At 57.4% G+C, this 18,335-nt stretch carries 21 protein-coding genes and 1 tRNA gene; 11 read left to right on the plus strand and 11 right to left on the minus strand.

Annotated features, from left to right (window positions below; translation table 11 throughout):
• Nucleotides 1-363 precede the first annotated feature (363 nt).
• From MUN79_RS13125 to MUN79_RS13140, 4 genes are all read right to left on the minus strand, one after another.
• Complete coding sequence (locus tag MUN79_RS13125) at nt 364-1,260, minus strand: SDR family oxidoreductase (protein ID WP_244678064.1); 897 nt, start codon at nt 1,258-1,260, stop codon at nt 364-366.
• Nucleotides 1,261-1,365: 105 nt separating this feature from the next.
• Nucleotides 1,366-2,295 carry a helix-turn-helix domain-containing protein gene (locus MUN79_RS13130; protein ID WP_244678065.1) on the minus strand — a complete coding sequence of 310 codons (930 nt, stop codon included), beginning with the start codon at nt 2,293-2,295 and terminating at the stop codon, nt 1,366-1,368.
• Nucleotides 2,296-2,341: 46 nt separating this feature from the next.
• Nucleotides 2,342-3,238, minus strand: a complete 897-nt coding sequence (locus MUN79_RS13135; protein ID WP_244678066.1) for a hypothetical protein — start codon at nt 3,236-3,238, stop codon at nt 2,342-2,344.
• 19 nt (nt 3,239-3,257) lie between these two features.
• The gene (locus MUN79_RS13140; protein ID WP_244678067.1) at nt 3,258-3,809 is read right to left on the minus strand and encodes a hypothetical protein; all 552 of its coding nucleotides are present in this window, start codon (nt 3,807-3,809) and stop codon (nt 3,258-3,260) included.
• 212 nt (nt 3,810-4,021) lie between these two features.
• Here MUN79_RS13140 and MUN79_RS13145 point away from each other — a divergent pair, with 212 nt between their 5' ends.
• Nucleotides 4,022-4,447, plus strand: coding sequence for a hypothetical protein (locus tag MUN79_RS13145; protein ID WP_244678068.1), 426 nt, complete (start codon nt 4,022-4,024; stop codon nt 4,445-4,447).
• Nucleotides 4,448-4,707: 260 nt separating this feature from the next.
• On the plus strand, nt 4,708-5,316 hold the full coding sequence (locus MUN79_RS13150) for a hypothetical protein (RefSeq protein ID WP_244678069.1): 609 nt from the start codon (nt 4,708-4,710) through the stop codon (nt 5,314-5,316).
• A 241-nt stretch (nt 5,317-5,557) separates the two neighbouring features.
• On the opposite strand, the gene MUN79_RS13155 is transcribed toward MUN79_RS13150, so the two are convergent.
• From MUN79_RS13155 to MUN79_RS13170, 4 genes are all read right to left on the minus strand, one after another.
• A tRNA-Leu gene (locus tag MUN79_RS13155) sits at nt 5,558-5,639 on the minus strand.
• Between the two features lie 18 nt (nt 5,640-5,657).
• Nucleotides 5,658-6,194, minus strand: a complete 537-nt coding sequence (hscB, locus tag MUN79_RS13160; protein WP_244678070.1) for a Fe-S protein assembly co-chaperone HscB — start codon at nt 6,192-6,194, stop codon at nt 5,658-5,660.
• On the minus strand, nt 6,194-6,514 hold the full coding sequence (locus MUN79_RS13165; protein WP_244678071.1) for a putative quinol monooxygenase: 321 nt from the start codon (nt 6,512-6,514) through the stop codon (nt 6,194-6,196). Before MUN79_RS13165 ends, hscB begins: the two co-directional genes overlap by 1 nt.
• Before the next feature lie 138 nt (nt 6,515-6,652).
• Nucleotides 6,653-7,423: an SAM hydrolase/SAM-dependent halogenase family protein gene (locus tag MUN79_RS13170; protein ID WP_244678072.1), complete on the minus strand. Its 771-nt coding sequence runs from the start codon at nt 7,421-7,423 to the stop codon at nt 6,653-6,655.
• 133 nt (nt 7,424-7,556) lie between these two features.
• On the opposite strand from MUN79_RS13170, the gene MUN79_RS13175 reads away from it, so the two are divergent.
• From MUN79_RS13175 to MUN79_RS13215, 9 genes are all read left to right on the plus strand, one after another.
• Nucleotides 7,557-8,669 carry a PhoH family protein gene (locus MUN79_RS13175; protein WP_244678073.1) on the plus strand — a complete coding sequence of 371 codons (1,113 nt, stop codon included), beginning with the start codon at nt 7,557-7,559 and terminating at the stop codon, nt 8,667-8,669.
• A gap of 120 nt (nt 8,670-8,789) precedes the next feature.
• The gene (locus MUN79_RS13180) at nt 8,790-9,230 is read left to right on the plus strand and encodes a GNAT family N-acetyltransferase (protein WP_244678074.1); all 441 of its coding nucleotides are present in this window, start codon (nt 8,790-8,792) and stop codon (nt 9,228-9,230) included.
• A 5-nt stretch (nt 9,231-9,235) separates the two neighbouring features.
• A complete protein-coding gene (locus MUN79_RS13185; protein ID WP_244678075.1) occupies nt 9,236-9,691 on the plus strand; it encodes a hypothetical protein in 456 nt (151 codons plus the stop codon).
• A gap of 67 nt (nt 9,692-9,758) precedes the next feature.
• Nucleotides 9,759-10,232, plus strand: a complete 474-nt coding sequence (locus tag MUN79_RS13190) for a hypothetical protein (RefSeq protein WP_244678076.1) — start codon at nt 9,759-9,761, stop codon at nt 10,230-10,232.
• A complete protein-coding gene (locus tag MUN79_RS13195) occupies nt 10,148-12,010 on the plus strand; it encodes a ComEC/Rec2 family competence protein (RefSeq protein WP_244678077.1) in 1,863 nt (620 codons plus the stop codon). Before MUN79_RS13190 ends, MUN79_RS13195 begins: the two co-directional genes overlap by 85 nt.
• A 157-nt stretch (nt 12,011-12,167) precedes the next feature.
• A complete protein-coding gene (locus MUN79_RS13200) occupies nt 12,168-12,980 on the plus strand; it encodes an enoyl-CoA hydratase/isomerase family protein (RefSeq protein WP_244678078.1) in 813 nt (270 codons plus the stop codon).
• Between the two features lie 155 nt (nt 12,981-13,135).
• Nucleotides 13,136-13,639, plus strand: a complete 504-nt coding sequence (locus MUN79_RS13205; protein WP_244678079.1) for a sterol desaturase family protein — start codon at nt 13,136-13,138, stop codon at nt 13,637-13,639.
• An 11-nt stretch (nt 13,640-13,650) separates the two neighbouring features.
• The gene (locus MUN79_RS13210) at nt 13,651-14,445 is read left to right on the plus strand and encodes a MerR family transcriptional regulator (RefSeq protein ID WP_244678080.1); all 795 of its coding nucleotides are present in this window, start codon (nt 13,651-13,653) and stop codon (nt 14,443-14,445) included.
• 403 nt (nt 14,446-14,848) lie between these two features.
• A complete protein-coding gene (locus tag MUN79_RS13215; protein ID WP_244678081.1) occupies nt 14,849-15,364 on the plus strand; it encodes a sigma-70 family RNA polymerase sigma factor in 516 nt (171 codons plus the stop codon).
• 98 nt (nt 15,365-15,462) lie between these two features.
• Here MUN79_RS13215 and MUN79_RS13220 read toward each other — a convergent pair whose 3' ends face one another.
• The 3 genes from MUN79_RS13220 to MUN79_RS13230 form a co-directional block, all read right to left on the minus strand.
• Nucleotides 15,463-15,951, minus strand: a complete 489-nt coding sequence (locus MUN79_RS13220; protein WP_244678082.1) for a hypothetical protein — start codon at nt 15,949-15,951, stop codon at nt 15,463-15,465.
• Between the two features lie 40 nt (nt 15,952-15,991).
• Nucleotides 15,992-16,807 carry a phenylacetate--CoA ligase family protein gene (locus MUN79_RS13225; RefSeq protein WP_244678083.1) on the minus strand — a complete coding sequence of 272 codons (816 nt, stop codon included), beginning with the start codon at nt 16,805-16,807 and terminating at the stop codon, nt 15,992-15,994.
• Nucleotides 16,808-17,071: 264 nt separating this feature from the next.
• Nucleotides 17,072-18,175, minus strand: coding sequence for a nitroreductase family protein (locus tag MUN79_RS13230; protein WP_244678084.1), 1,104 nt, complete (start codon nt 18,173-18,175; stop codon nt 17,072-17,074).
• Nucleotides 18,176-18,335: the final 160 nt, after the last annotated feature.

The following is an 18,335-nucleotide window of genomic DNA, read 5'->3' on the forward strand; positions in this document are numbered from 1 at the left end:
AGGCTAGGTTGGTCGGGGGCTGCTACCTGGAGCGGGGTAGGTCGGGGTGCCAGTTTGCGGTACCCAAACGAGCCGGGCCGGTAACTAAAGGAAACGCAGGCTGCCCGGGTCATACAAACAGGGCTGGGGTGGCGCCCTCCGCAACGGGTAGCAGCGGCACCGGGCGTAGGGACGAGGCTACGAAGAGAAGGCAGCGGTGGAGCAACGTTTTCATAGTCAGAGGCAGAGCAGCGTCAGTGAGTTTCTGCTGCAAAATTGCCGCTGGCGTGTTACTTCAACGTTCCGCTACAATCAAGAATCCGTTAATTGCCACTGGCCGATGCAGGTTTACAAACCTAGAAGTAGGTGAAGGGTCGTTTGAGCTTAGGCCTGGAAATAGTCTCCCTGTGCAAGGTCCGTCAACAGGTCGGCCTCACGGGGTTGCCAGCCGAGCTGCTGCTGGGTGAGCAGGCTGGAGGCCGGACTGTTGAGTTCCAGAAAATACGCCAGCCAGCCAAAGTGGGCAGCGGCTTCTTCGGGAGTTTTGGCTACTACCGGTAGGTTCAGACGGCGCCCGATTACCCCGGCCAATTCGCGGATTGGAATGCCTTCTTCCGCAACCCCATGATACCGGGAACCTGCCACCCCCTTTTCCAGCGCCAGCCGGAAAAGCCGGGCCGCATCGAGCCGATGCACGGCGGGCCAGCGGTTGAGCCCGTCGCCGATGTAGGCCGACACGCCTTGCTCCCGGGCAACCCGGATGAGGGCCGGCACGAAGCCATGGTCGCCGGGGCCGTGCACCGATGGGGGCAGGCGTATTACGGCCGAGCGTACGCCCTGGGCGGCCAGGGCCAGCACGGCTTCTTCTGAGGGCACGCGCGGCGCTCCGGCGGAGGCAGGGTCGGCGGCATCCTGCTCGGTAGCCAGGCGGTTGGGAGGAAGCAGCGCCGTGCCGGAGGTGATGACAAAGGGCCGGTTTGAACCCGCCAGAGCGGCTCCAATGGCCTCAACGGCCCGAAAATCCATGGCTCCGGCCCCGGCGTAGTCGGAAAAGTCGTGCACGAAAGCCGTGTGAATCACCCCGTCGGTGGCGGCAGCCCCGCGCCGGAGGCTATCCAGGTCGTCGAGGGAGCCGGGGTGGGCCGTAGCGCCGGCGGCCACCAGGGCCTGAGCGGCGGCCTCGGAGCGGGCCAGGCCCAGCACCTGATGGCCGGCACCTATTAATTCCTGAACAATGGCCGAGCCGATGAAGCCCGTAGCGCCGGTTAAGAAAACACGCATGAGTAAGTCCTTTAGTGGATGTGAAGTACGCCACAAAGGTCAGGGGAGCCGAAGGCGGCCAAGCTGCGCTGGTCAAACCATCTACTGAATAATTCAAACAATGTCTTATTCGCGAAAAGCGCCGGGGGGCAGACCGGTTTGCCGCTTGAAGAAATTACAGAAGTGGGCTACGTCGGCAAAGCCCAGGCTGTCGGCTATTTCGGAGATGTTCCAGTTGGTTTGCTTCAGCAGGATTTTGGCTTCCTGCGCCACCCGGCTCCCAATCAGGGCAGTGGTAGTGCGGCCCGTGGTTTCCTTTAGCACCCGGTTGAGGTGGTTGACGTGGACGGCCAGGTGGTCGGCATAGTCCTTGGCCGTGCGCAGTCGTAACTGCTGCTGCGGAGTTTCGAGCGGAAACTGTCGTTCCAGCAGCTCGGCAAACAGCGCCGTTACCCGCGCCGCGGCATTGGGCGTATGCGCCAGGGCCGGAGCCGGCTGCAGCTTCTGCCCGAAGTGAATCAGCTCCAGCAGGTAGGTGCGCAGCAGGTCGTACTTATAGGCATAGGTGGAGTTGATTTCCAGCGTCATTCTTTGAAAAATACCCTCGATGGCCGCATAATCGGCGTCCGTTACTTCCAGCACCGGATAAGCGCCCGGCTGAAAAATCGGCAGTTCCTCCAGCACCACGCCGCTCTTGGCGGGCAGCAAAAACTCGTCGGTGAAGATGCAGAAGTACCCGGTTTGGTCTAAGTCCTGGGGCCGCCACCGGTAGGGCACGCGGGAAGTGGCAAACCACAGGCCGTTGCGGGCAATGTCTACTACTTTATCGGCATTCTCAACCCGGCTACGCCCCCGGATCAGGCTGATTTTGTAGAAGGCCCGCCGGTCAAACGTCATCGGCGGCCGGTGCCGGTAGCCGGCTATCAGATCGGCCACGCGGAAGACGTTGAAATGGCCCACTTCCCGCTGAATATCCGGTGGCAGCAAGGCTTCGGGCGCTACATCAGTGCCGGAATTAAACGTAGTGTAGAATTCTTCGAGCGAGTTGGGCTTCATAGCTGATAGTTGTAAAAATCAAAGGTAGCTACAACTGGCCCAACGCCTACTGATACGGGTTATCAAACTGATGGGCGTTGATTGTGCCCCGGAAGGAAGGCGAATAGTTGCGCCCCAGCTTTAGCCGTAACTCGGTAGCAACCTCCCCGTGAGGAATAAAAACCGAGGTCAGCACAATGTGCTGCGGCGGCAGAAAGACTGACTGTAAGCCATTCCCGCAAGCGTAGATAAAGGACCGCTCGATGCCGCGCCACTGGCCGTGCTGGTCTTTGGCTTCGAGCTGCAGGAAAACATGCTCGCCGGCACCAACGAAAAGCGTGTCTTTGCGGATGTTGCGCAGCATTACGGGGTAGGAGTCGTACCAACGGCTGAGCGTATCACGCGGCCATTCATATTCCTGCACGGCCTTAATACATTGAGAAGTATCTACAGTGATTTGCAGCGGGACATGCTCGGCCATTGGCCATTGGGGCGAGCGGGCAGTACTCTCATGGTTCCAGGCAAAAGCCAACAGCGGGTTCGAAACTCGCTTTTGCCTGGTGGGCGGCAAAAGAAAAGTCGTAAGCCCGTGATTCAATAAAACGGTATCCTGATACGGTCCAATGTACAGGAAGCGGTGCTCGGTGCTTGCCCCCGACGTTGCCCTGCGCGCCGTGCTGGCTTGGCGCAAAGTATCCTGCACGATGGGGAAAGCAGGAGCGGCGGGGGCGCGTACCGTCTTGATTTCCTGCTTGGCTTCCTTATGCTGCGAACCACAGGCGGGCAGCAGTAGTACTGCCAGCAGAAGCGCGAACGGCGAGCAGGAAAATCTCATGGAAGAAACAACAGGGCGAGTAGCTGCCAAAATACCACCTCTTAGCCAGGTTTTTCCTATTATGAGCAAATTCGGAGTAGCCTGATGCTTTATCTTATCGGTAATGAGTATTCTCTTGCTAAAAGGCACCTGCTGCGGCGGTTAGCTACTAAGGCTGCAGATTGACCGTAGAACTAGTGGTCTTGTATGCTTTGCCACCCACCAAGTGTATGCGCACCTGAAACTGCTGGTTGCCTGCGCGGGCAGGAGGGGCGGTAAGGGTTACGTACTGGTTGTTAATGTGCTTGGCTTCTCGGGGGCTCACCAGAAAATCATTTAAAGCAGTGGTGCCAATGCGCGCCAAATCATTTAAAGAAGTGCCCGCAGGATGCTGAGCGTCGTAGTCATTGCTGCTCGTTACCACCAGGGAATCTACCTCGCCGATAAAGATTGGGGAAGCGGAAATACAATCAGCCCAGGCCGCGAAGCCTCCCCTTTGGGGTACGAATGCAGTAGGTGGTACCAGTTCCAGCCCCAGCAGCAGGTCTTTCGCTTGCACCATTTGGCGGTTTGCCAGTACGCCTGTTTGCTGGCTATAAAGAATTAGATTGATGCCATCCACCTTCATAGTCGGATCGGGGTTCGGGCAAGCACTTTCGCAAGCCGGCAACAGCAGAAGCAGCGAAACGCAAAGCAATCCAACCCGGACAAGTTCGTTCATTCTCATAAAGTAAGGCTAAGAGTTAACCGCTGAGCACAAGATACCTGGCTTTATTTTATTTCATGGGAAGGGTACAAAATGCGGCTAAGTCTGATGCTTTATAGAAAAGTGTAGGCACTCAGTAAGGTCTATATTTATCGGGTCCTATCTCAAAGATACCAACTGCGGAAAAGCACTGTTTGGGTGAACTGTGGTAAGTTGTAGCTTAAGTGATGTTAGTTGACCTCGGTAAATGCAAGATGGTAAAATGCGCTTATGTAGTGCTGCTCGTTCTCCTTACCAGTAGTTATTCATTTGGGCAGGTCCCTGTCCGACAAGAGCAGGAAGTAAGACGTGCTTGGAAATTGCTCCTGGCTCAAATGCAAACTGGGACGCTTGCCGCTACCAAAGAATTGATGACCGATGCTGCCTTTGCCTCCCTGACGCAAGGGGTTAAGGCAACGGAATATGCCGAGGCGCTTCGAAGGTTTTCGAGGCAGAATAAACAGGAGCCAGTTACTGTACAAGTCATTAGCCCAACTGAGGCAATAGTAGAGGTTGGCCAACTTGATGTAGAGGCCGGATTCTATCTATCGGAGTTTGACTTTGAATACCAAGCAGGCAAATGGCTGCTGGTGGCCTTCTACCCTAACAAATGATGCTGCCGTTTTTTACTTTCGCTGCGCAGGGGCCTTATTGGCTGAACGTGGTACTTTTCCGGGGAATAGGCGCCAATTTGAATGTTTGTGAAACGCGTTCCTGCGGGCCATTGACTAAGCCTTAACTCAAAAATGAGTTTCGTACGCCCGCCTCGCGTTACTAGGACCAACTGGGCACCTTGCGTCGAATTGATTCCTCCCGTTCACCAAAAAGAGCCTTCAGCTAACGGCATCTAACTTACTGCTCCGTCTTTCCACTGATGAACGTAATTGTAAAGAGGTTATTAATTACCACAGGCGTTGTTGTTGCTCTGATGGTAGGGGCCTACACATGTTGGCTGATTGTTCTGGCGCACGCATTCGGAGCGTTTGACCCTACCTACACCAAAGCTGACCTCATCCGCCACTACGAGGCGAAGGCCCCGGAACTCTGGGCGCTTAACGCCTACATTAACTCCATCGTGCCGGCCCACCAGTCAGTTGACATTGAGTTTGACGGGCAGCGTACCATTCCCATTTTTCACCTCAAGGTTAACGGTATATACGACAGTAACTGGGATGTTAAATGGGATTCTGCCCAAGCCGACACCCTGTTGCACCAACTCGGCTGGACTCGGCAAACCCTAACGACCCTGCAAGCCAAGCTCGACCAGGCCGGGTGCATTTCCATTGCCAGCGGCGAGCCGTGCACCATTGGCTACCAGCGCAGCGGAATGGGCAAGTATTCGTACAACCTCTTCTCCGGCCCCCTGAGCGACAGTTTGAAAGTCCAGTATAGCAGCGGCTGCACCCATATTGTCTACAAGCCCCAGGTGGTGCTGGAGTACGGGGGCGGGGCCGTCGGACCGCAATGTTTTGAGGAGCAGTAAGTCTACACTAATAGCTACTGCTCAAGGGGCTCAACATGGCTGGCTCACACGATTAATGGTGGCCATATTCCGCGAAACGGGAATTTAGGTAGCCTCCATTTTGAGATAGGGACTGATTTAGCGGCGGGGCATTGAAAAAACTATGTATAGCGCACAAATGCAAAAAGCCTGAAAACGGACCCTTCTGATTGCTCAGGATGGTCCGTTTTCAGGCTAATAGGCAGGTATTGCTACCTCAGGGTACCCGGAGCCGGAGTCGAACCGGCACATCTTTCGATATCGGTGTTTGAGACCGACGCGTCTACCGATTCCGCCATCCGGGCTGAACACGTTCCCACGACTCAGGAACGGGTTGCAAACTTAGCGAGACTTTCGTGAATACGCAACAAATACCGCTTTTTCAGATAATAGGTGCGGATTTGCTGTAGGGCCTGAGGCCTCACATCGGCTGGTAAGCCCTCATAGCCAGCCAGAACCGGCGCAATGCCTGCGTCTAAAGTTTCGGTCAAATTTTGGGTTTCTTGCTCTAGGCGCTGTACAGCGGCTGGGTCGGGCTCAAACTCCAGCTCCATCAGCTGCTCGTTCAGCTCCATTACTTCCATCAGAAAATCAGCGGGCAGCTCCTGCTTGCCTTCCTCCAATAGTCCGTGCCGGCCCAAAATGTAAGCCATGCGTTGATCGGGGTGGGAGAGGGTGCGGTAGGCGTTAGTATTGAGCGTGGCCAGCTGCAGAATCTCCTGCTGCCGCTCGGGCGTGGCCGTGGCGTGAAAATCGGGGTGGTACTCACGGCTTAGAGCGTAGTATTTGCTTTTCAGCGTGGCCGCGTCGGGCTGAAAGGATTCGGGCAGGCCGTAAAATTCGAAGTAGTCGGGGTTCATCAGCTAGTGGGCCGGGGAGTAGAAGTGGAGTCCGGGCCCGCAGGGTATACGGAGAAGGCCAGGGGTGGGGCGGCAAACAGGGCCTTGGTAGTGGGCCACACTTGCCCAAACAGCGCCGAGCGGCGGTAGTTGTTCAGGTCGTCGGCCGAGTTCCAGTGGCTGTGGGTGCAATACACGTTGGGCATGTCGGCATCCTGCCAGAGCTCTAAATGCTGGCAGCCGGGCATATTCCGGATTTTATTTTCCGAGTCCCGAAATATGGCCAGGAAATCGGCTACTTTTTCCGGCTGGAAAGTCATGCGCACAATACGGGTAAGCATATGGCGGAAAGGGCGTTAGAGCAGCGGAAAAAAGTGACTGACACAATGGCTTACATTACTTAACATAATAAATAAACAAATCAAAAAGCCGTTTTAAGACCCAGGAACACAGTTTTTAGGTTCTATTCCAAGTAGAGCTTAGACCTCAGTGGGGAAGCGTATATCCACTTGGGAGTCGAAGTAGAGGCCGAGCAGTTCGGCGGCATTGCCCTGGTTCACGCCGATGCAAAGCCGGTCCTGACTGTTGAAAATGCAGACGGCATCACCTGGATCGGCAGCCTGGAAGTGGGCGGCAATGTCGCGCACGGTTTCGCGGGCAAAGTGAATGGTGCAGGGTCGGCCGCGGCCGATTACTTCCAGGGCCGTGCGGCTGATGTTGGTAATTAAATTACCGTAGTGGTCCACGTGAATGACGTGACCAGTAATGCGGTTGTCCTGCAGGCGCAGCTGCCGGTTCAGCAGTTGGTAGGAGTCGGTTGCAATGGGCCCTAGGTCGGAAATCAGACCGCCTTTGGCTAAATGCACGGCGGCCGGGGCCAGGATGTCGCGGGTGGGAGAGGAGGTAGCCTCGGCCGGAATCTGGACCAGTTCCTCGGGCTTGCCGTCGGTAAGCAGGGCCAACAGGCCGTTATTGGCCGCCACAAAGTAATGATCCTCGAACAGGGCGGCCTGCCAACTGCCTTTGCTGCCGCCGTGGTCGTTGACGCCCACGAGGTGCACCGTGCCCTTCGGGAAGTCCCGAAATACGGAATCGAGAACGTGTAAGGCGTGCGCGATGTTAAAGGGTTCAACAGCGTGGCTGATGTCCAGAACCGGTTGGGTGGGCGCCAGCTGCATAATCCGTGCTTTCACCGCGGCCACGTAATGGTCGCGGTATCCAAAGTCGGACAGAAACGTAATCAGCCCCATGCCGGAATTTCTCAGTTCTTCGTACTATTGTTTACCCTGTCTAGGGGCGGCAAAAGTAGGCGATTTGGACGGAACCAGTGCCCCTTTCGCCATCAGCATTCTCTAACTCTCTCAGCTTAAAAGCAACTACAGTTTGGTCGAGAAAATCATCACGCTCGAAAACGTCTCTCTTGTCGACTTCCTCGGACCCGACAATCAGAACATCCGCCAGCTGGCCGCGGCCTTTCCCGGCAGCAAAATCATTTCGCGAGGCAACGAAATTAAGATTCAGGGGCAGACGCCCGTAATTGCCAGGATCAATGAAATCCTGTCGTCCCTGATTGAGCATTACCACCAATTCGGGCAAATCACTGACAGAACCGTGGCGCAATACTTGGCTTCGGCCGATGACGAGATGGAGGAGCGGCAGATTGCCATGACTTCCCCAGCCGACGTTATCGTGTTTGGGGCTAAGGGCGGCGTTATCAAGGCCAAAACCCCGAACCAGCAGAAATTAGTCGATGCCGTTATGCGCAACGACCTGGTTTTTGCCCTTGGGCCGGCCGGTACCGGCAAAACCTATATTTCGGTGGCCTTGGCCGTGCGGGCGTTGAAAAATAAGGAGGTCAAGAAAATCATCATTTCCCGTCCCGTCGTGGAAGCCGGCGAAAGCCTGGGTTTCCTGCCCGGCGACATGAAGGAGAAGGTTGACCCCTACCTGCGCCCGATTTACGACGCCCTGGAAGACATGATTCCGGCCGAAAAGCTGAAATTCTACCAGGAAAACAAGATTATCGAAATTGCCCCGCTGGCCTACATGCGCGGCCGTACGCTCAACAACGCCTTCGTGCTGCTGGATGAGGCCCAGAACACCACGCCTTCCCAGCTGAAGATGTTTTTGACCCGCATGGGCCCCACGGCGAAAGTCATGGTGAACGGTGACCGAAGCCAGATTGACCTGCCCACCAAGCAGAAGTCGGGCTTGATGCAGGCCCTGGACATCCTCAAGGACGTGCGCGGCATCGGCTTCGTGGAAATGAGTGCCGACGACGTGGTGCGTCACCGCCTGGTAAAGGAAATCGTGGTGGCTTACGACCGGCACGATGTGCAGGAGCAGCGCGACCAGGCCAACCGGCCCGTGCGTGAGGCCCGGCCCTACCGCTCGTCGAACCCGGCCCAGGCTCCCGACCCGGCCCGTCACCCCGACGCCCGGCCCGAGAATGACGGCATGAGCAATTTGCCCGTCAATCATGAGCAGCAACTGTAAGCCGGAATCTGGCTGACCTTGAAAAAAGAACCACCCACGCTGCGGGTGGTTCTTTTGTTTTGCGCCGGCCCGCGTTACTTTGTACTTCTACTTTCCTGCCTGCTTCAGGCCTTACTGCCCATGATTACCGCCGAGCCCGTTTCTGACCTGCGCGACCTTGACGCCGCTTTTACCATCCGCGAAACTGTATTTGTGCACGAGCAAGGCGTGCCCGCCGATGCCGAGTACGACGTGCACGACCGCACCGACGCCCGGCACTACCTGGCCCGGGCTACTGACGGCACGCCTTGCGGAGCCGCCCGCTGGCGCACCACCGACAACGGCGTAAAGCTGGAGCGTTTCGCCGTGTTGGAAGCTTTTCGCAATCAGGCTGTGGGCAGCGCGCTCCTCAAACGAGTGTTGGAAGACGTGCAGGCTGCGCACCCCGAAGCTACCGTGTACCTAAATGCTCAGCTGCGGGCTATTCCATTCTATGAGCGGCACGGCTTCAGCAAGGTCGGAGACCAGTTCACGGAGTGCGACATTGAGCACTTCAAGATGATCTGGAACAAGCCAGGGTAAACGACATGAAAACTCAAGCCTGCGGTCTGCTGTTGCTGACTCTGATGTCTGGCAGTGCCTTCCAACCTAAGTCAGCCCTGCGTATCGAGGCGGGATACTGGCTGCGCGGGCTTGTTGGCGGTACTACAATGGCGGCGCTGTCTGAGTATCAGGTGCTGCAGAAAACGGCTTCACGTGACACTTTAACGGCCTCTCAAGTAGATACGCTGCAGAAGATTCTGAGTCGAGCCAGTAGTAGTAGACACTGGCAGCAGAAGCTGGGCGGGCGCTATGCGGCCTTGGAGGTGACCGTGGGCCAGCAGCCGGTGCCGTTGCTAATTGCCGAATCGGGCCGGCTGGTAGTGTTGCTCGACAAGCTAGGGCGAAGCGCTGTAGCTCCCGGCCACAACTACCATATTAATAATAGGGCTGATCAAACCTGGCTGCGTCGCTTCGCCAGTGCTCCGGTAAAAGGTGAATAACTACGGACAAGTTTGAGTATACTTGGTGCTCTAGAGCATTATTGTTAGTTACTCAGGCTATTCCGTTATGATTCAGTGGGCTCCCTATGCCTTCGTGCGCCTGTTTTTGGCCCTTGCCGCCGGCGTATTAACCTACCTGTACTTCGGGGCCGCGTGGCCCGACTTCCGCGGGCCGCTGGTGGGCCTCACGCTGCTGTTTGTGGCCTTGCAAACCTGGGCCAACCGTCAGCCCGCGCCCGGGCCCACCGAGGCAGCCGGCTGGCTGGCGCTGTTTACTTTGTTTGTGGCCGGCCTCACGCTTACCCAGCAGGCTACCGAAAACCGCCGGCCCGACCACCTGAGTCAGCTCAAAGGCACCATCGAGTTTTACCGCGCCGTAGTCGATGACTATACCGTGGTGCGGCCTGCTACCTATGCCACTACCGTGCGGGTGTCGGCCGTGCGCATCCGGGGGCAGTGGCAGGCGGCGCTGGGTGGTATCCGGGTATCGGTGCCGCGCGACTCGGGCGTAGCCGCCCCCGCTACGGCGACATATGGCTAGTACGGGGTGGCCCGGCGCCGGCCAAAGCCCCGCTCAACCCCGGCGAGTTTGACTACCGCCGCTACTTGAGCTACCACCAGGTGTACCACCAGCAGTTTATTCACCCCGACCAGTACCAACTGCTGGCCTTGCAGCCGCCTTCGTATCTGAAGGCTGTCAGCATGCGGGCCGCCCGGGTACTCGACGGGGTTTTCCGGCAGTACGTGCGCGAAAAGCGCGAATACGCCCTGGCCTCGGCCCTGGTGCTGGGCATCAAAGACGAAGTGGATCAGGACACCAAGCAGGCCTACGCCAGCACCGGCACCACGCACATCATGGCCGTGTCGGGTCTGCAGGTGGGCTTGCTGTTTACGCTGGTGACGTGGCTGCTGCAACGGCTTTTCGGCGGCACCCGCGGGTTTCGGTTTTGGTCGGCGGGCGTGGGGCTGGTTGTTATCTGGAGCTACGCCTTTCTGACGGGCTTGTCGGCTTCCGTGCTGCGGGCGGCCGTGATGTTCACCTTCGTGATTCTGGCCCGGGCCTCGGGGCGGCAAAGCAATATGTACAACACGCTGGCCGTAGCGGCATTTTGCCTGCTCTGCTACGACCCGTACCTGCTGGTGGACGTTGGTTTTCAACTTTCCTTTTTGGCGGTGCTCAGCATCGTCTACCTGCAGCCCCGCATTGCCGACAAGCTCGATTTCAAGGACCAAGCCGCGGCCCGAATCCGGCCCTGGCAGCCCTTGGCGGTGCAAAAATCCTGGAAGGTCGCCGGCTGGACGGCCGACTGGATCTGGCAGGCCACGGCGCTGTCGTTGGCCGCGCAGGTTGCTACGTTTCCGCTGGGCCTGTTTTATTTTCACCAGTTTCCGCTCAGCTTTCTGGCTTCCAACCTCGTGGCCGTGCCCATTTCCTCTTTGGCCGTGTACGTGGGCCTGGGCCTGCTCATGGTCAAGGGTCTGGTGGCAGTGGGCGGTTTATTTTTGCCCGCAACGGTGGTTTCCGTGCTCGATTGGCTGCCCAAGCTCCTTGGTAAGCTGTTCGAAACAATGATTTGGCTTTTCAACGAGTACATCTTCTGGATTGGTCGCACCATGCCTGGGGCCCTGATTCAGAACGTGCACGTGACGCCCCTGCAGGCTTGGCTGATTTTTGCCATGATTCTGGCCCTGCTAACGTTTCTGGCCGTCAAGCGGCTGCCGTGGCTGGGGCTGGCCTGCACCCTGATGGCCGTGTTTGCCGGCACCCGGGTGTGGGCCGCCCGCACCCTTGCCACCGATGAGGAGCTGATAATCTACAGTATTCCGCGCCGCTCGGTGTGCGGTTTCTGGCAGGGCGCTGCCGCCCATATTGTTACCGTCGACTCCTTGCCGCTTTCAGAAACGGAGCGGACTTACCGCATTGTGCCAGGTATTATTCAGCGCGAAGCCCGGCGCGTAATCTACCACACGGGCTGGCAGCCGGCGCCCGTGCCCACGGCTCAGCCCACACCCCACGTAACGGTGGCCGTGTGGCGCGGCCTGCGGCTGGCCTTCGTGAGCGGCCAAATAGATGCGGCCCGGCAGGCTACTCCGGTACAGGTAATTATACTGCGCCGCAATGCCTGGGTGAAGCCCAGCGAGTTAGCTCAGCTGTTTGGCCCGGGGCTCGGGTTATTTTCGATTCTTCCTGCAAATCCTGGTACGTTGCCCGGCAGGATTCTTTGCTGCAAGCTGCTGGATTTCAGACCCATGACGTTACTAGCCAAGGCGCGTTTATCATCCGGTCGCGGCCACTGGTCGGCTCATCGGGGGCGCTGACCGAAACCGAATAGGGCCCAACCTCGCTATATAGTTTATTTAGAGCACCATTTTTGTTACGTTTGGTTGAATACCAACCTTGTGCTGTTCGGGTTGTGCGCCGTTTGTCTTTGGTAGCGTACAGTCCTGCTTTTCACCGCTTTGCAACGACCCCGTCATGGATAATATGCCTACCCAGGAGCTAGAAGCGCTGCGCTACATTCGCTACGAAACGCGCGACGCCATCGGCTACATCACCCTCAATCGTCCTGATAAACGCAATGCCCTTAGCTACGACGTGGTGTCGGAGCTTAAGGAGGCTTTTGAGTTTGCCGAGGAAGATGAATCATGCAAAGTAATCGTGCTGCGGGCCGAAGGGTCAGCCTTCTGTGCCGGCGCCGATCTGGGCTACATCCAAGAGCTGCAGGGCTTTGGCTACACTGATAACCTGGCTGATTCCACGCACCTGATGCAGCTGTTTCACCAGATTTATACCCTTAAAAAAGTGGTTATCGGGCAGGTGCAGGGCCACGCGCTGGCTGGTGGCTGCGGTCTGGCTACCATCTGCGACTTTGCCTTTGCCGTACCCGAAGCCAAGTTTGGCTACACGGAAGTAAAAATTGGCTTTCTGCCCGCCATTGTGAGCGTATTTCTCGTGCGCAAAATAGGGGAGGCCCGTACCAAGCAGCTCCTGCTCACTGGGGACGTTATTTCGGCCCAGGCCGCGGCCGATTTTGGCTTGGTCAATTTCCTGGTATCCAAAGAGGAACTGGCCGAAAAGGTATATGAATTTGCCCGCCGGCTGTGCGTCGAGAATTCCGGGCAGAGCATGGAGCTGACCAAGGAAATGCTGGCCCGTATTCCGGAAATGGCCCTTGAGGACAGTCTTCGCTACGCCGCCCAAATGAACGCCGAGGCCCGCGGCTCCCTCGACTGCCGCCGCGGTATTGCCGCTTTCCTGAGCAAAGAAAAGATTACCTGGGACAACTAAGTTCTGTCGTTTCTCGGCACCTATTGGTCTTGGGGCCGGGTCAAAAAGAGGTTACTTGCAAAAATGTTCTGGCCTAACAGTCAGAACATTTTTGCCTTATTGCTGCTTTCTGCTTCTATAAGAGCCCTGATTCATCCACTGCTTAATTCTTTTCCATGACAACGTGGGCAGCCGTGGCCGTCACGACGGCTACTTTCCTGGGAATGGAGTTTGTCGCCTGGTTTATGCACAAGTATGTGCTGCATGGTGCGCTGTGGTTTTTGCACCGCTCGCACCACGTGCGGCATCCCCATCATTTTGAGCGCAACGACTTTTTCTTCCTGTTTTACGGGGCGCTTTCCATGGGCGGCATTATGTACGGCTCAGATGAGAAAAGCTGGCCTTTCTGGGTGGGCATCGGCATTGCGGCCTACGGCACGGTATACTTTTTTGTGCACGACGTGCTGATTCATGGGCGGCTTCGGTTCTGGCGCAAGTCGAGCAACAAGTACCTGCGCGCCCTGAACATGGCTCATAAGATGCACCACAAAACCACCGGCCGCGACGGTTCGGAGGAATTTGGCATGCTGTGGGTTTCGCCGAAGTATCTGGAGCTGGCCCGCCGTAAACCGGCACCCGTGCGGTCGGGCAAAACCGTAATTACCTCATCAAATTCGTAGGGCTGGCCATCGTGGGACAATTTTCAATCAGCGACCTGGAGAATATCTCCGGCATCAAGGCGCATACCATCCGAATGTGGGAGCAGCGCTACGGCATTCTGCAGCCGGTTCGCACGCACACCAACATCCGGACGTATTGCGACAACGACCTGCGCCGTTTGTTGAACGTGGCCACTCTTTGCGGACAGGGGCACCGTATATCCAAAGTAGCCCAGCTAAGTGAGCAGGAACTGGCCTCGGCCGTTATTGCCTGCTGCGAAAACCCGCACGACTACAGCCGGCAGATCAACTCCCTGCTGGCCGCAACGCTGGAGATGAACGAGCCCCAGATCTGCAAGCTGCTCGGTGGGGCCGCGCAGCAGCTAGGGTTTGAGCAGGCCATAATGCGCGTGGTATATCCCTTTTTGCAGCGCATCGGCATCTTGTGGCAAACCGGCAGCATCAACCCTGCTCAGGAACATCTGGTTACCAATATCATCCGGCAGAAAATTGTGGCTGCTACCGACCAGCTGCCCCCGGTAAATCCCAAAGACGCCCGGCGTTGGGTGCTGTTTTTACCCGAGGGTGAGCTGCACGAGCTGGCCCTGCTGTTTATGAACTACGCCTTGCGGGCCCGTACCCAGCACGTGTTGTATCTGGGGCAAAACCTGCCGGAGTCGGAGCTGACAGCCGTGTGCCAGACCTATGAGCCCCACGCCATTTGTACAGTGCTGACGGCCGTGCCTGAGCGGGGCAGGTGCAAGCTTACATCAACCACCTGGCCGAATTATGCGCTGGTGCCATGCTCGTTCTCTACGGTCCCCTGATGTGCTGCCAGGAGCTGGCTTTGCCTTCCAACTCCGTTAGTCCCCGGCTGATGACCGACTTTCTGGCTCTGGTTGAGGAGTTACAAGGGCCCAGTAAAAAATAAAATTTTGGCTTTCTAACTGAACTGTAGCGCAACCCCCACCGGGTTGCGCGTTTGTTTTCAGCCACTTCAGCTTGGTTCTTTCACCGCGCAAAAATTTGGGTTCACCTTCCGAAAAGGGAGGCAAGCCGAATTTATGTTCAAAAGGTCGGCTGCTCAGTGCCTGGGTCGTACCTTGGTCGCCGAATTAATGTACCGACATTGAATTTCAGTCCAGTTGAGAAAAATTCTTAACTAGAGTAGTCGACATTCAATTGTTCCCGTATATTTGTTTAACCTTTTGCCACGAAAAGCTAAACAGTATGACCTCTTTGGAATTCACCGATCAAGTACAAAAGATTTCTTACTCTCTGAAGCCCGTGGCCATGAACCTGACTCGCGACGCTGACGATGCCAAGGACCTGGTCCAGGAAACTCTGCTCAAAGCCATGCTAAACAAGGACAAGTTTAAGGCGGGCACCAATTTGAAGGCGTGGTTGTACACCATCATGCGCAACACCTTCATTAACAACTACAATAAGATTACCAAGCGCAATAGCAATATTGACAGCACCGAGTATTTTCAGTATTTCAATACCGACGAAAACTATATCACCCACAACGGAGCCACTTCTGACTTCGTGGTAACGGACATCAACGAGGCTATTTCCAACCTCTCAGCCGACTACCGTACGCCGTTCATGATGTACTACATTGGCTACAAGTACCTGGAAATTGCTGAGAAGCTGCAGATTCCGATTGGAACGGTGAAGAACCGGATTCACATAGCCCGCAAGGAGCTGAAAGACGCGCTGAAAGTGTACGCTCCCGGCGTGTAAGGAATAGATTAATAACACTTTGCGCCTGAGCGTAATACGGGCCGCCAGCCACGGAGCATCTGCTCCCAGCCGGCGGCCCGTCGTTTTTTCCAGACAAACTAGAAGTCAAACAGGTTGAACCGCTTGGTGCTGGGACGAGCTTCGAGCCGGGTAGCGGGCCGGCGCCCCACAGGTGGCTTGGCGGCGGGAGCCGGATTCGGGGCTGCCTGGATATAGCGGTGCTTGATGCGCATGTCCTGGGCCGCGAAAGGGCCGGTCTGGGCCGGGTAAAATGCCAGGTGCGGCCGTTGCACCTCGGGCAGCATCCGCCACGACTCCCGAAAATCCTGGTTGATGCGCTGCAGCTCGGTGAAAAAATCCTGGCTGGCGCGGGCCGCTTCGGAATCGGCCAGGAACTGCCCGGCTTCCAGTTCCAGACAGATTTGCAGGCTCTTATCGACCCGCTCGTTTTCGGCCGTAAACATGGTGAAGGACTGCACCCGACTAGCCAGGGTGGGGGTACTCATCAGGGCCTCCTGCACATCGGGCGGCGCGATTTTGCAGCCGTAGAAAGCTACCGTCATGTCGGCCCGGCCGTAGTGCAGCAACAGGGCAGCTCACTGTAACCAGGCGCTATATCGTCGGGCGTCAGGCCGCAGTCGGCCAGAATGCGGCGCAGCTCGGAGAAGCGGATGACCTGGCCCCGGTCGTGAATGTTGTAGCGGATCTTGGGGCCAGGTAATAGGGCCGGCACAGGGTAATGAGCAGTTCGCCGGCCTCGGTTTCCTCGATGTAGAAGTCGGCGGGGTTGAACTGGAAGATGACGGGCGTAGCCCCGGCGTACTTCACCAGGCGGGCGGCCAGTTCGGGCCGGCTTTGCACAGCTTTGCGCAGGGCAATGGTAAAGTCATTCTCACTGGAAATATTAAGCTCCAGGTCGGAGGCTCCAAACGAGCCGTACACTTTGCGGATTCCCTTGGCTAGCAGGTAGTCACGCATGGGCTCACTCATGCCTTCTCCGCCGTAAATCATGGTCACGTTGTAGCTGTGCCAGTCGAGCGGGGCCGAGTCGACGAGCAGCTTCAGAAACGGCGGGTAGCCCAGGATAATGTACTGCTGGTCGGGCCCGAAAGACTGCAGCGTGTTGGTAATCTTCTGCACGTCGGGCCCCAGGGACTTAACCACGGTCGAGTCGGCAAACGACATGGTGATGTTGATACCCGTGGCCCAGGGCCCCAGGGCAAAGGCATTGATAAGAAAGTGCTGTCCCTGGCCTACTAGGTGGCTCAGGCCGAATTCGAGCATGCGCTTGTTGGCCCGCCGCTCGGCCTGCCCGCGCACCCAGTTGGTGGGCACCCCGCTGCTACCCGACGACTCATCGATAATGATGCCGTGGCCGGGAATCTTGCCGCCCAGGCACCGCTCACCCAGGGAGTAGCGCTTGATGTAGTTTTCCTTGTCCATGATGGGCAGAGACGATAAATCCGGGATGAGGCCGTGCAGGCGGGGCCGCGGGCGTGGTGGTCGCGCAGGAAGCGCTGGTAAGCCGGGGCTTGCCGGCTGGCCATCCAGAATACGGCCAGGGCTTTCATCTTGCCGATGTTCCAGCGCATGGCCTCCATGTGGGGCAAAAACAAAAGGTTCATTGTGGTAAAATCCAGCTCCAGCACGTTGCGCCACAGACGAAGGGCATGCACAATTAGCAGAACAGCAAACGTTTTCATGGGCTTAGGCGTGAAGTAAAATGTCGTTGACGGTCAAACGGTAGCTTCGCGGGGGCTCCTGACTGTAACCCAGGCGCACAAGTAGCCAGGCGGGCTCCGTGGCCGGGGCCTGGCCGATGCGCTGGCTGAACTTGGTGTAAGCTGCGGGGTTGGTTATCACCGAGCCGAAGGGATGCAGGTACAGGTTGTGCCGGGTCATTTCCAGCCAGAGCTGCTGAAGCAGGGCCCCGGCCTGCACCCAGTCGGGGCGGGTGCCAAACGGTCCCTGCAGCCAGGCCACCGTGGTGGTGCCGTGCATCGAGTGCGTGTAGACCTTGCCCAGGATGCGGCGTTTCCAAGCGCTGCGAAACCGCTCACTATGAAAGAAGAAGTTGTGCATCAGCCGGCCCGGAAACCCCATGCAATGACTCCATAATCCGTCTTTCTGGGTGGCGGCCTGCTGGTCGGAAGTGCGGACCCAGGAGGCCAGCTCGGTGCGCACGGCCGGGTCGTCGAGGTCGGTGAAGAGAGTTTCGCGGTTCAGATCCAAAATAAAGCTGACCATGGCGGGCTCGTTGGTGAAGGTGAGCGTATGACCGTAAGTGGCCGCTATGGCGCTCAGCCGGTGCTGCACAGCCAGGGGAATTTCCCGGTTGTCGTAGTGCAGGCGGGAAGTTTTACGCTGCCGGATCAGTTCCCGGTCCAGCGCCGCCGGGGTGGTAGTGGGAGCCAGGTGCAGGGTGGCAAACAGCTGCAGGCCGGTAGCTGAATAGCTTAGTCGGGGCTCGGCGGCCTGCTGGGCGCTGAGGGCCAGACCCCGGGTCAGGGCCGCCAGGCGCAGGCACTCGATAAACATGCCCAGGCCCGCTACCGTGAAGCGGGAAGTTGGGTCGGTGTGGGGTAGCAGGCGGGCCGGGTCGTAGTAGAGCCGGGCCTCCGTGGCCGATACCACCTGCAGTTTCCAGGGCTGTACGTTGTGCGGACTTGGCGACCAGCGGGCGTATTCCAGAAGCTCTGCCCACAGCGGGGCCGCTTCGGCGGCCCGGGCCCGACCCACACCTAACAGGGGCGCCAGCAAGGCGGCGGCGGTGCCCAGACTTGCGCGGTGCAGAAATTTTCGACGGTGCATACTGGCAGGGGATAAGCGCAGGGCGGAACGGATTCGATAAGTGTCCGATGCCAGAAAAGCGCGGCCTTCGGTGTCGGAAATGTGCAGACTATTATTCCCATAGTCACGCCAGTTTTAAGGTTTTTCAGACTTTTGGTATGGTAGATATGAGTTTATAACA

It is taken from the genome of Hymenobacter cellulosilyticus (genome assembly GCF_022919215.1).
GTDB classification, from domain to species: domain Bacteria; phylum Bacteroidota; class Bacteroidia; order Cytophagales; family Hymenobacteraceae; genus Hymenobacter; species Hymenobacter cellulosilyticus.

Bases quoted from the DNA above. Each gene is read 5' to 3' on its own strand.
- MUN79_RS13230 (WP_244678084.1), bottom strand. From the start codon at position 18,175: ATGCACCGTCGAAAATTTCTGCACCGCGCAAGTCTGGGCACCGCCGCC.
- MUN79_RS13185 (WP_244678075.1), top strand. From the start codon at position 9,236: ATGAAAACTCAAGCCTGCGGTCTGCTGTTGCTGACTCTGATGTCTGGC.
- hscB (WP_244678070.1), bottom strand. From the start codon at position 6,194: ATGAACCCCGACTACTTCGAATTTTACGGCCTGCCCGAATCCTTTCAG.
- MUN79_RS13200 (WP_244678078.1), top strand. From the start codon at position 12,168: ATGGATAATATGCCTACCCAGGAGCTAGAAGCGCTGCGCTACATTCGC.
- MUN79_RS13215 (WP_244678081.1), top strand. From the start codon at position 14,849: ATGACCTCTTTGGAATTCACCGATCAAGTACAAAAGATTTCTTACTCT.
- MUN79_RS13180 (WP_244678074.1), top strand. From the start codon at position 8,790: ATGATTACCGCCGAGCCCGTTTCTGACCTGCGCGACCTTGACGCCGCT.
- MUN79_RS13190 (WP_244678076.1), top strand. From the start codon at position 9,759: ATGATTCAGTGGGCTCCCTATGCCTTCGTGCGCCTGTTTTTGGCCCTT.
- MUN79_RS13125 (WP_244678064.1), bottom strand. From the start codon at position 1,260: ATGCGTGTTTTCTTAACCGGCGCTACGGGCTTCATCGGCTCGGCCATT.
- MUN79_RS13225 (WP_244678083.1), bottom strand. From the start codon at position 16,807: ATGGACAAGGAAAACTACATCAAGCGCTACTCCCTGGGTGAGCGGTGC.
- MUN79_RS13170 (WP_244678072.1), bottom strand. From the start codon at position 7,423: ATGGGGCTGATTACGTTTCTGTCCGACTTTGGATACCGCGACCATTAC.
- MUN79_RS13205 (WP_244678079.1), top strand. From the start codon at position 13,136: ATGACAACGTGGGCAGCCGTGGCCGTCACGACGGCTACTTTCCTGGGA.
- MUN79_RS13145 (WP_244678068.1), top strand. From the start codon at position 4,022: ATGTTAGTTGACCTCGGTAAATGCAAGATGGTAAAATGCGCTTATGTA.
- MUN79_RS13150 (WP_244678069.1), top strand. From the start codon at position 4,708: ATGAACGTAATTGTAAAGAGGTTATTAATTACCACAGGCGTTGTTGTT.
- MUN79_RS13165 (WP_244678071.1), bottom strand. From the start codon at position 6,514: ATGCTTACCCGTATTGTGCGCATGACTTTCCAGCCGGAAAAAGTAGCC.
- MUN79_RS13140 (WP_244678067.1), bottom strand. From the start codon at position 3,809: ATGAACGAACTTGTCCGGGTTGGATTGCTTTGCGTTTCGCTGCTTCTG.
- MUN79_RS13130 (WP_244678065.1), bottom strand. From the start codon at position 2,295: ATGAAGCCCAACTCGCTCGAAGAATTCTACACTACGTTTAATTCCGGC.